Source organism: Bartonella sp. JB63 (assembly GCF_002022665.1).
Classification (GTDB): domain Bacteria; phylum Pseudomonadota; class Alphaproteobacteria; order Rhizobiales; family Rhizobiaceae; genus Bartonella.
The window spans coordinates 1,095,714-1,107,500 of the sequence record NZ_CP019788.1; the positions used below are offsets into that span (position 1 = coordinate 1,095,714).

At 38.8% G+C, this 11,787-nt stretch carries 5 protein-coding genes, 3 tRNA genes, 2 rRNA genes and 1 pseudogene (1 of these 11 cut by a window edge); 3 read left to right on the plus strand and 8 right to left on the minus strand.

Translation table 11 applies throughout. The annotated features are described in order from the left end of the window. Positions 1–134 precede the first annotated feature (134 nt). Positions 135–1,583, minus strand: a pseudogene (locus tag BJB63x_RS06810) (hypothetical protein); the annotation flags it as partial. 1,171 nt (positions 1,584–2,754) lie between these two features. Here BJB63x_RS06810 and BJB63x_RS04760 point away from each other — a divergent pair. Then, positions 2,755–3,846, plus strand: a complete 1,092-nt coding sequence (locus tag BJB63x_RS04760) for a YopJ/AvrA family T3SS effector serine/threonine acetyltransferase (protein WP_236823849.1) — start codon at positions 2,755–2,757, stop codon at positions 3,844–3,846. A 939-nt stretch (positions 3,847–4,785) separates the two neighbouring features. Here the strand turns inward: BJB63x_RS04760 and BJB63x_RS04765 are convergent. From BJB63x_RS04765 to rplU, 3 genes are all read right to left on the minus strand, one after another. Further along, positions 4,786–4,875, minus strand: a tRNA-Ser gene (locus BJB63x_RS04765). A 62-nt stretch (positions 4,876–4,937) separates the two neighbouring features. Then, a complete protein-coding gene (gene rpmA / locus BJB63x_RS04770; RefSeq protein WP_078719220.1) occupies positions 4,938–5,207 on the minus strand; it encodes a 50S ribosomal protein L27 in 270 nt (89 codons plus the stop codon). A gap of 12 nt (positions 5,208–5,219) precedes the next feature. Next, positions 5,220–5,684 carry a 50S ribosomal protein L21 gene (gene rplU, locus BJB63x_RS04775; RefSeq protein ID WP_078719221.1) on the minus strand — a complete coding sequence of 155 codons (465 nt, stop codon included), beginning with the start codon at positions 5,682–5,684 and terminating at the stop codon, positions 5,220–5,222. 311 nt (positions 5,685–5,995) lie between these two features. Here rplU and BJB63x_RS04780 point away from each other — a divergent pair. After that, a tRNA-Ser gene (locus tag BJB63x_RS04780) sits at positions 5,996–6,085 on the plus strand. A 69-nt stretch (positions 6,086–6,154) separates the two neighbouring features. On the opposite strand, the gene BJB63x_RS04785 is transcribed toward BJB63x_RS04780, so the two are convergent. Next, on the minus strand, positions 6,155–6,925 hold the full coding sequence (locus BJB63x_RS04785) for an N-acetylmuramoyl-L-alanine amidase (RefSeq protein ID WP_078719222.1): 771 nt from the start codon (positions 6,923–6,925) through the stop codon (positions 6,155–6,157). A gap of 550 nt (positions 6,926–7,475) precedes the next feature. Between BJB63x_RS04785 and BJB63x_RS04790 the strand changes: the two genes are divergently transcribed. Then, positions 7,476–8,567 (plus strand): DUF3792 domain-containing protein, encoded by a 1,092-nt coding sequence (locus BJB63x_RS04790; protein ID WP_078719223.1) that lies wholly within the window; start codon positions 7,476–7,478, stop codon positions 8,565–8,567. 433 nt (positions 8,568–9,000) lie between these two features. Here the strand turns inward: BJB63x_RS04790 and BJB63x_RS04795 are convergent. The 3 genes from BJB63x_RS04795 to BJB63x_RS04805 all read right to left on the minus strand — a co-directional run. After that, positions 9,001–9,077: transfer RNA gene (locus BJB63x_RS04795), tRNA-Met, on the minus strand. A 90-nt stretch (positions 9,078–9,167) separates the two neighbouring features. Beyond that, positions 9,168–9,282: ribosomal RNA gene (gene rrf / locus BJB63x_RS04800) — 5S ribosomal RNA — on the minus strand. An 80-nt stretch (positions 9,283–9,362) separates the two neighbouring features. Then, a 23S ribosomal RNA gene (locus tag BJB63x_RS04805) occupies positions 9,363–11,787 on the minus strand (it continues 390 nt past the right edge of the window).

The window sequence follows — 11,787 nt, forward strand, 5'->3', positions numbered from 1 at the left end:
TCATTATAGGTAACTTCATTAATCACATAATCTGGAGCTTTACCCTTCAGAACATCTGCACCACCACCAAAATATTCTGATGTATTTGTTGTAACTGTTGTTAAATTATTTCGAACCTGGGTTATATTTGTTTCTATACCATCAATATTATTTTCTAACTCTGAAATTTTTCCGTTAGTCTCCCAAAGCTGCCCACCATTTATTGCTTCGGTTGATTCTTCAGTAACAGCTCCACCTGAAATACCAGAAATCTTTCGTTTTTCCTTTTTATTGTTTACAATATTAATTTCATTACCACCAGTTTCCTGACCAATAGTAATAACACTGGCTGTATCATCCTGTCTAACAAGACCATTTTCTGTTATGTTAGATATCTTTTCGTTAATCTCCGTAAAAGCAACATCAACACCTTCAAATGCCGAACCAATATCATCATAGGTAATGCCATCAATCTCATAATTCGGTGCTTTACCGTTCAGAACATCTGCACCACCACCAAAATATTCTGATGTATTTGTTGCAACTGTTGTTAAATTATTTCGAACCTGGGTTATACTTGTTTCTATACTACCAATATCATTTTCTAATTCTGAAATTTTTCCGTTAGTCTCCCAAAGCTGTCCACCATTTATTGCTTCGGTTGATTCTTCAGTAACAGCTCCACCTGAAACACCAGAAATCTTTCGTTTTTCCTTTTTATTGTTTACAATATTAATTTCATTACCACCAGTTTCCTGACCAATAGTAATAACACTGGCTGTACTATCCTGTCCAACAAGACTATTGCCTGCTATAGTATTTTTCACTTCATTGAGCTGACGAACATTCACTGCATCGTTTAACAAAATCCCATCTGCTACTCCTGTAAGAGTTTTATTTCCAGCAAAAATACCGCCAATAGTCATATTAGGACCACCCGTAATCACAAAACCAGCATTACTTACATTAGCCAATCCTGCTATTACTCGGCTCACTCTAATAATCTGACCTAACTCAAATTTTACACTAGTTTTTCCATTGCTGCTGTCTTTTACAACCGTGATATTGTCGCTTGCCCCTGAAAAATCTACAATACTATCTGCCCCAATATCTGCTGCATTTTCACCATTAACAGAAAGCTGCCAACTTTTTGTTGCCAATTCTCTTAAGGCTTTCAACTGCCCAACGTTCACTGCATCAGTCTCTTGAGTCCCAGCTGCTACTCCCACAATCTGCCGGGTCTGTCCATTCTCAGCACTCCCAATACTAATTGCACCTTTAGTGCTTTTCCATACAAAATCATTGCTTATCGAATTAGCATTCATTTTAGGATCATAACCAGCAGCACCATGACCAGTAACATTATCGACACCACAATGATCATCATCACCGGAAAAAACAATACTACCATGGCTCCCCTTTGCATAAAGAGAACTAGGAGCATTTGAGCTTTGATTAGTCGCTCCTGTTATTGCAACATTAGCAGAAAAAATAGGAGAAACACTCGATAAAAGAACAGACACTGCTACTCCCAACGAAACTGCTTTAACAATATTTGGTGTTGAAATTTTTTTCATAATAAACCCCTCAATAAAAAAACACATTCAATGCTAAAACAAAGCGCAGTCACAAAAGAGGGCAAAAGAAATCCCTCCGCAAAACCACCTTTGCGCAATAAAATTCACAAAAATCTAGAAGCTCCCCCGCTGATGCTGAAATCTATTGTGGTGTCACTTAAAAACTCTGAATTTCACGAAAGACCCTCAACCCTTTCATCTCAAAGTCTTAAAATGAATCAATAAAGAAAATTTGAAATCATTCTATTCTCTTGATCAAAGAGCAATGCAATCCTTCCTTCGATAACAACAACTTTCAATAAAGAACAATTTGTCCTTTAGATGGAGCACATAAATAAAATGGCAAGTATCAATGAATAATTTTTTCTTGATCTTTCAAAAAAGATTTTCACAAGACATCACATGCAAAATATATAAAATATACACTATAATGACCATAATTATATGTTGATAGTGCTCAAAGAAATTTGGAAAAATGGAAAGACTTGTCCCAAATGCAAAAAAATTCTTTCCGTTTCATAGAAATATTCCTCTGTACCAAAAATACAGATTATAAAAATTGAATAATCATTCAGATTATATCTAATTGTCGAATGATGTGATAAACAGTATGATAAGATATATAAGGAATATACTGTAAACACATACTGATCTTAAAATTGAAGAAAATAAGTTCAAAGAAATTCTAAAAACTCCAAAGAAGGTCAATTAATCTACTATCATCTTCCCCAATATGAATATAGCATTGCTTTACGCATAAAAATAATTGACCGTTAGCAAGAATCGGAAAGACAAGCTCCATAAATAAATCTCACAAAAAATTTATTCTGGGCGGTTTTGAAAGTAATCCCTGTGCATTTAGAAAATCCTCTTACAATTAATCAACTCCTCTTTAAAAGTATCAATCAATAAGAAATGAGATGAACAATACTGAAGTTAAAAAAGCAGAAGCACTTGAAAATCTAAAACACTCTGATGGTTTGTTTGGTCTCATTAAAAAGCAGTAAAATATCATACGATCACAGGATCTCACAAACTAGTTTCATGGTTTAAAATATCCCATGCATATTTAAAGAGAACAGAAACTAAAAACCTTCATTAGAAGCAAAATAGATTTTAGCAGGATCTATAGTGAAAACTGCTTAGAGTTAAGACATGCATCCACTTTTTTTTGCTTCTCATGATGTGAAGGAAGTCAATGCAAACATCTTTTAGCCCAAAAAAACTATTATTTTATGCAGAATTATTAAAATGGAGATTAATTATGTTTAAATCAAAAAATCAAAAAGATCAAGCCAGTGGTGGAGATGACACCTTAAGCGAAATTCAGGGCGCAAGTGCAGCCAGAGGTCCAATTCAAACTAGTAGCCCCAAATCAACTAAAGACCCCAGTCAAGCCAGCAACCCACAAAAGAGTGAGAGTGACGCATTAGAATTAGAAGAGTTGCTAGCACGTTTAGAAACTAGCGAAGAGACAAAACCAAGTATCTTATTCAGTAAGAAATCATTACAAGGTGTTATTGCAGATTTAGAGAATGACATTAAGAATAATAAATTTACTAATGTTGATTATGCACATATAGATCTTACAATGATGCCTCGCCTAGTCGAACGTGAAAACAGTCAAAATCCAGGGCTGAATCTTCAATTCACGATGAATCCTGACAGCCTCATTAAATCAATTCACAGAACAGTCAATAATGGAATTACATCTTCTAGGTTTCTAGTTGGTCTAGAAGGTGAAGAACCCCATTTTGCGGTAATTGATCATCAGACCATTAATAAAAAAACATCCTTGATATTGTTTGATACTACACGATTCATGAATATGAATGCACAGATACTAGGATTGACAATGAAATCAGCCATTGAAGATTCTCAACTTCCTTATTGTTATTTTTCTATGGCAGAAATTAATCTTCAAGAAAACTCTTCTGAAAGTGGAATTTTAAGTTTGGTTTTAGCCAAAAAGCTTTATCTCGAAGCTGATAAATTAAAAGTAATGCATCAAGATAATATTAAGGGTATTTTATCTAAAAAAGGAACTGCTTTACATTATAAAAATGTGGATAGTTATCTTCCAGGTACTTTCTATAAACATTCACAAACAGGAAAACGTCTTACTGAATACGTGAGAGAAAATCCTGATTATTCCCATAAAAGCGTGAACAAAAAAGATGAAACTCTTCATCATAGGCTTGATAGACATTTAGTTATGATGGAAGATAAAGTTGTATCTTGCTCACCACAAAAGAAAAGAATTCAAAAATATAAAGCACTAGTAAGATAAATGTAAATCTCTGACTGAGTTATCTGTCATTCCTTAAAATCTCGCCTTTGAAGCAAACTATGGCGTTGAGATAGAGGGTGTGTTCATTTTCATCAATCAGAGTTTTTTGTTGCCCAATATATCAGCAAATAACGCTAAGCACTACACCCCAATAATCGCTAATCAATAAGAAAATAACAAAAGTTCGCAGCCAGTAGTCCAATTTAAACCAGTAGTCCAAAACTAAATAGAGATCCTAGTTAAGCCAGCAGTCAAAATTGCTGCATAATCTTTTTAAAAGATGAGTTTTTAACATTTTATTAGAAATACCTTTGAACTTTTTACAATCGGCACTATTACTTTTTATACTTCATAGAAAAATATGATATGATCACTTTCATCATTAAATCAACTCATTCTACTTCAAAATCTCAACTTTCTCTTAGTTATTCGTTACAATCATATCGTTAAATACAAAAAAATTTCAATGTTTAGCTGTTACAGAGATCATGTGAATAGTATTAGTGCATCAAATACCGTTGAGTAACATGAAATTAAAGATAATCAAACATAGCGTGAAAGCAATCCAGCACAAGTAACCATTGATGAAGATCAATTGATTCAAACGGTTCGAAATATTCTTATCACTCAAAAATCACAGAATCTTACTGAAAAACCTTAAAAATTCCCTCCCTTCTTGGGGTACAAAAGAAAGGACTTTTGTATCAATGAGGGAAGGAAGGAATAATCAGACAGGAAAAAGTTGACTCAAATAATATCAATATTCAAGACGGAATTTTCTCATAAAGGCTATGAAGAACACAGTAACAGAAATACAACAAGTTTCCAAACAAATCTAAAGTTCCAAAAAAGGTTAGGGACAGAACAGAAAAAACATAATAGAATTAATGGAATCAGAAATCCCTAACTTTTAGATAACCTATTGATTTTATTGATATTTGGCGGAGAGAGAGGGATTCGAACCCTCGATATGGTTTCCCATATACACGCGTTCCAGGCGTGCGCCTTCAACCACTCGGCCACCTCTCCAAAGCTCACACTGTACCCACAAATAATAACGTGCAAGCTTAAAATTCTATAACTATTCTAGCTTATTTTGCTGTTTCTACCATAGTAATAACTGAAACATAAGAACGATTACTTGCTTTTTTGCTGAAAGAAACTATTCCATTTGAAAGTGCAAAAAGAGTGTGATCTTTTCCAATGCCAACATTATTACCAGGATGCCAACGTGTACCACGCTGACGAACAATAATGTTTCCGGCAATAACAGCTTCACCGCCAAATTTTTTAACACCAAGACGTTTTGATTCTGAATCGCGACCATTACGCGAAGAACCTCCTGCTTTTTTATGTGCCATGACTGTTCTCCTTTAATCCTTTTCACTTTCTGATTTCTTAGGAACTACTTTTTTCGACTCAGCTTTTTTTTCAGTAGTTTTTTTAGCAGTTTTGCTAGAAGAAGAAACTTTTGTTTCTTTTTTCTTGTTAACGGACTTTTCAGTCATCTTTTGCGTTTTTGAACTACCAGTTAAAACTTCTAAAATACGCAGTGTCGTTAATTCTTGACGATGACCACGAGTACGTTTTGAATTTTGACGACGACGTTTTTTGAATGAAATAACTTTACGTGCACGACCTTGTTCTAAAATTTCAGCTGTAACTAACGCACCTGCAACAATAGGTGTACCGACAGTTGCGTTATTTCCTTCATAGACCATTAATATGTTGTTTAACTCAATAACATTACCAACATCACCAATAATTTTTTCAACTTTTATGATCTGATTTGCAGTAACGTGGTACTGCTTCCCGCCAGTTTTAATGACTGCGAACATTTTTTATCCTTTCGTTCGATCCAGCTCTTATTTTACTTTATCAACAAGAGAAAATAGGCTGCTTTTTATCAGTCGTAATGATTTTAAAAGGCATAGCAAACACCTCTCAAAAAACAAATATGCGCAGATTACTCCACGCTCATGCATAGATATATGCTAGAATTTCCATTCTATGTCAAGAAAAGCCAATTAAAAAGCAAAAAAGAGCTTGTATTCAAAGAAATTGAAGATTATCAAACCGTTACTAACTGAAATTATAAAATGAATAAAAATTTATTACATTCTAAGTTATGTTATTCGTCTGAATAAACGGAGAGATGGCTGAGTGGTTGAAAGCACCGCACTCGAAATGCGGCATAGGGGCAACTCTATCGGGGGTTCAAATCCCTCTCTCTCCGCCAAATATAAATAAAATTAATACCAAACAATCGCTATCGCAGTTGCCAAATATTTTAATGAAACAAGTTAAACTATTTTAACGGAAAATATTTATCTACCAATGCATAGAGAATTGCTGCCGTTTCAGCATCCAAAACTCCATCATAATTACTCTGCCGAAAATGAAGCTGAAACGCCCGAATTAAGATTTTGTATCCGCTTTCCTTCTCTGCAATTGAAATATCATATCCATATTGCTTTAATTTACCAAGAATATCTCCTTTAGCAGGAAGGCTCTTAGAGAACTGAGCTTGATAGCAATCCTTCAATTCATCATCATACCACGCTCCTATACCCGCTTCATAAAGCTCTTTCCAAGGAAAAGCTGCACCTGGATCACTTTTTCTACTAGGAGCAATATCACTGTGAGCAACCACATTTGTCGGCGTAATATCCGGATAACGTTGTAAAATATTTAAGGAAAGCTCTCTAACTGCATCAATTTGCATGGGATTATAAGGAGGGAATGTAAATATCCCCTTATCATCAGTTACTATACTGACTATCTCAATTCCAATAGCCGTATCATTCAGGTTATTTCTCCCAGCCCATGAACTAATACCGGCGTGCCAAGCACGTTCATTTTCATCAACTAGATTAAAAATACGCATATCCTTAAACCCCGCTTCAATATACGTTTTTTCCGAAGGATCAGGAACAAGATAGTGTGCACTCACCTTAACACCCGTAAGAGCTGCAACTGACTCTTTAAAATCAACTGCAGTGTAGTGCATAACTAGAAAGCGAACACGACGATTAAAGCTTTTTATAGAACGATAACTATTGTAATCAATTTGATACATAACAAAACTCTCCCTTTTTTAATCCACTAGCAAAAATTATGATACAGCTTCTTTTTTACCGCGGAGTTTTATATGAACAATTTTGTTTCTTAATATATTCATTTCTAAAAACAAACCTTTTTCTTTGATATAAAGAGCGCTGCCACCTTTCCCGATTAAATTTTCTCCGTATTATACTCTACCATTGACTGTTATTTTACATAATACTGTATAGTCAAATCTACAATTTTAACTCTGCGCAGCTTCTTGGGTTTAATAACACTCATTTATAAAGTTTTCTAAAAGAACTTCATGACCATTTTTTGTTCTGCGGTGCATAAGTTATAAGATTTATTATTCTTTTGTAATCATCAGATTATCAAACATATCGAATTTTATACTTTTATTAAGTATTTTGTTATGTTTGATTGCAAGGTTATTTTTTTCTTTTTCTGTTTCTGATTGAACTGATTTTTTAAAAATTTTTGGAGGATTTTTTTATTTTTTTCTTTTTTGGAACTTGATTTGGTTTGGACCATTTTAGGTTTTAGATTTATTGAAGGAGAGAGAGATGGAAACGCGGATCCCAACGAAACACCCCTTAGAAAGACATTTTACAGACCAATTTTCTTTAGAGACGGAGACTTGTCACTATTCGCGTCCTTGTTTATCTTGGTCATCGATTTTTGCTGGTTTACTAACGCTTTTAGCGACATCGGTATGTTTTTCCTTTTTGTTAGCAGCGTTAGGCTTTGGTCAGATGAGTTTTTCTTCTGCCTTTTCTCTAGAGAAGAGCTTTCTCTCTGTTGAAATTAGTTCGGTCCTTGTTCTTTGTCTAAGTTTCAGCTTTGGGGGATATATTGCCGGTCGTTTTGCCAATCATTCAGGAGCCCTTCACGGTTTTTTGACCTGGTGCCTTTTCATGCTTTTGGTGGCGATCCAAAGCACAGTTTTACTTTCTGGAGCGGTTCATTTAGGAGCGAAGACTGTTTCTGGAGTTGTTTCTGCCACGGGACAAGTGATCAGTGGTCTAGGCTCTGAAGGCAGAAAGGTTATCTCCCTCACAGAAGGCAACAATTTTGAGAATTTTTTCAATGACAAAAATAACGTTCTGTTTGATTTTAACAAACTCAGCAATGAGTTACAGGCACTTTTAAACAAGAGCGATATTCCAGCTCTCAATCCAGACACTCTCTACAATGCCTATAGAGCATCCATCAAAGATATTCGATCTACCATGACATCTGTTAAGAATGACCCTTCTAACTATCGTCTTTTGACTAAACAGCTTGGAGAACGCCTCTCGGATCGTGTTAAAAAGCTCAATACCCAAATTGATCGTCGTGACGTCATCGATGGCTTGATCAATAACGGTATGTCACAAGCTGAAGCAGAAAAGACGGCAGACCGTGCAATTGATATTTATCAAACAGCCAACAAAAAAACTAAAGAGGCTATTCAATCCTTAAACAAACATGTAGATGCTCTCTCACACAAAGTTGATAAAGTGGTCCAAAATAGCCGTGAGATTGGCGATAAAGCAGTTGGTACAGTTTCTAAGATTGGGATATGGAGTTTTTTGGGTAGCCTTCTTGGTGCTTTAATTGCTAGCGTTTCCGGATATTACGGTTATAAAAGACAGTATCACTCTTATAAATTTTAAACACTTTGATTTTCAGATAAAAGAAGCTTTTCAGCAGACAAAAGCTCTACAAATGAAGCACGACCTTCCAAAAGTTGCACCTTGCGCGCAGCTTTTTTATTCAAGGAGCCAAAGAAGATGCTTTTTATTTTCAGATCCTTATCCCTCTTATTTGGGATCCCTGTTTAGCTCCTTGTCGCCCCTCTCTATACCCCTAATACTGACCTCAAAATGAAGGGAAACGACCAATGAAGGAGGACACCACATTTTGTTTTTGTCCCTTGCCTTGAGGCTTAAACGATCCATTGACATACAATGACACAAGAAGAATAAAATAACGATCAGGAGCCTGTTTTTTATCTGTCTTGTCGCCTCTTATTATACTTTATTAAGGCGAGAGATAAAAACAATGAGTATATTTTTAGGATTATTTGTTTTCTGAAAGAGAGAAGATTGGTTGCGGGGGCAGGATTTGAACCTGCGACCTTCAGGTTATGAGCCTGACGAGCTACCGGGCTGCTCCACCCCGCGTCATTAAAAAGGATTTTCGTCGAGATAATACAACGACTTTTAGATGTTTTCTTGAAAGATGTTGAAGCATTATTTCTATGCACTTAGCAGACCTGGCAGCGACTTACTCTCCCGTGCCTTAAGACAAAGTACCATCAGCGCTGGAACGTTTCACGGCCGAGTTCGGGATGGGATCGGGTGCAGGCGCTCCGCCATAACCACCAAGTCAGCGAAGAGCATAGAAAGAAAGAGAAGTTGTCTACTCTGTTGATTTAATTTATTTTAGAATGAATAGAGGGAATGAGAACGATCAAGCCTATCGAACGATTAGTATCAGTAAGCTTCATATGTTACCACACTTCCACACCTGACCTATCAACGTGGTGGTCTACCACGGTTCTCAGGGAATACTCGTTTTCAGGTGGGTTTCCCGCTTAGATGCCTTCAGCGGTTATCCCGTCCGTATATAGCTACCCTGCTATGCGGCTGGCGCCACAACAGGTCCACCAGAGATACGTCCATCCCGGTCCTCTCGTACTAGGGACAGATCCTGTCAATATTCCTACACCCACGGCAGATAGGGACCGAACTGTCTCACGACGTTCTGAACCCAACTCACGTACCGCTTTAAATGGCGAACAGCCATACCCTTGGGACCTGCTCCAGCCCCAGGATGCGATGAGTCGACATCGAGGTGCCAAACAACCCCGTCGATATGGACTCTTGGGGGTCATCAGCCTGTTATCCCCGGCGTACCTTTTATCCGTTGAGCGATGGCCCTTCCACACGGAACCACCGGATCACTATGACCGTCTTTCGACTCTGTTCGACTTGTCAGTCTCACAGTCAGGCAGGCTTATGCCATTGCACTCAACAAACGATTTCCGACCGTTCTGAGCCTACCATCGCGCGCCTCCGTTACTCTTTAGGAGGCGACCGCCCCAGTCAAACTACCCACCATACACTGTCCTGGATCCGGATAACGGACCGCAGTTAGACATCCATATCGATAAGGGTGGTATTTCAAGGACGACTCCACAAAGGCTTGCGCCCCTGCTTCAAAGTCTACCACCTATCCTACACATATCGCCACAAATGCCAGTGTAAAGCTATAGTAAAGGTGCACGGGGTCTTTCCGTCTAACCGCAGGAACCCCGCATCTTCACGGGGAATTCAATTTCACTGAGTCTACGTTGGAGACAGCGGGGAAGTCGTTACGCCATTCGTGCAGGTCGGAACTTACCCGACAAGGAATTTCGCTACCTTAGGACCGTTATAGTTACGGCCGCCGTTTACTGGGGCTTCAATTCAATGCTTGCACATCTCCTCTTAACCTTCCAGCACCGGGCAGGCGTCAGACCCTATACATCGTCTTGCGACTTCGCAGAGCCCTGTGTTTTTGGTAAACAGTCGCTACCCCCTGGTCTGTGCCACCCTTTAACGGTTGCCCGCTAAAGGGCCACGCTTCTTCCGAAGTTACGCGTGCAATTTGCCGAGTTCCTTCAACGTAGTTCTCTCAAGCGCCTTAGTATTCTCTACCTGTCCACCTGTGTCGGTTTCGGGTACGGTCTATACGTGGGAGCTATTTCCTGGAATTGCTTCACTGCAAGATCAATCCAATAAGACCTTACAATTTACGCAATCCGTCACTTCCCACAGGTCCACGAATATTAACGTGGTTCCCATCGACTACGCCTTTCGGCCTCGCCTTAGGGGCCGACTCACCCTGCTCAGATTAACTTTAAGCAGGAACCCTTGGACTTTCGGCGAGGGAGTCTCTCACTCCCTTTATCGTTACTCATGTCAGCATTCTCACTTCCGATACCTCCAGGAGCTCTCACGAGTCTCCCTTCACAGGCTTACGGAACGCTCCGCTACCACTTACTCATAAGAGTAAATCCACAGCTTCGGTGTATGGCTTGAGCCCCGTTACATTTTCGGCGCAAAGACCCTTATTTAGACCAGTGAGCTGTTACGCTTTCTTTAAATGATGGCTGCTTCTAAGCCAACATCCTGGTTGTTTTGGGATCCTCACATCCTTTCCCACTTAGCCATAACTTGGGGACCTTAGATGGTGGTTAGGGTTGTTGCCCTTTCCACGACGGACGTTAGCACCCGCCGTGTGTCTGCCAGTTATTTCTTCCAGGTATTCGGAGTTTGGTTAGGTTTGGTAATCCGGTGAGGACCCCTAGCCCATCCAGTGCTCTACCCCCTGGAGAATAAAACTAACGCTCTACCTAAATAGATTTCGCGGAGAACCAGCTATTTCCGAGTTTGATTGGCCTTTCACCCCTAGCCACAAGTCATCCCAATCTATTGCAACAGATACGGGTTCGGCCCTTCAGTAAGTGTTACCTTACCTTCAGCCTGCTCATGGCTAGATCACTCGGTTTCGGGTCTAATCCAACGAACTGAACGCCCTATTCAGACTCGCTTTCGCTGCGCCTACACCTATCGGCTTAAGCTTGCTCGTTAGACTAAGTCGCTGACCCATTATACAAAAGGTACGCCGTCACCCAGAACGTATCTTGGGCTCCGACTGTTTGTAGGCATCCGGTTTCAGGTTCTTTTTCACTCCCCTTGTCGGGGTACTTTTCACCTTTCCCTCACGGTACTGGTTCGCTATCGGTCATGCACGAGTACTTAGGCTTGGATCGTGGTCGACCCATGTTCAGACAGGATTTCACGTGTCCCGCCTTACTCAAAGACTTAAACTAGATCTACGTATACG

What these genes read in the sequence shown, in the direction of transcription:
- BJB63x_RS04760 (WP_236823849.1), top strand. Translation starts at nt 2,755, where the DNA reads ATGCAAACATCTTTTAGCCCAAAAAAACTATTATTTTATGCAGAATTA.
- rpmA (WP_078719220.1), bottom strand. Translation starts at nt 5,207, where the DNA reads ATGGCACATAAAAAAGCAGGAGGTTCTTCGCGTAATGGTCGCGATTCA.
- rplU (WP_078719221.1), bottom strand. Translation starts at nt 5,684, where the DNA reads ATGTTCGCAGTCATTAAAACTGGCGGGAAGCAGTACCACGTTACTGCA.
- BJB63x_RS04785 (WP_078719222.1), bottom strand. Translation starts at nt 6,925, where the DNA reads ATGTATCAAATTGATTACAATAGTTATCGTTCTATAAAAAGCTTTAAT.
- BJB63x_RS04790 (WP_078719223.1), top strand. Translation starts at nt 7,476, where the DNA reads ATGGAAACGCGGATCCCAACGAAACACCCCTTAGAAAGACATTTTACA.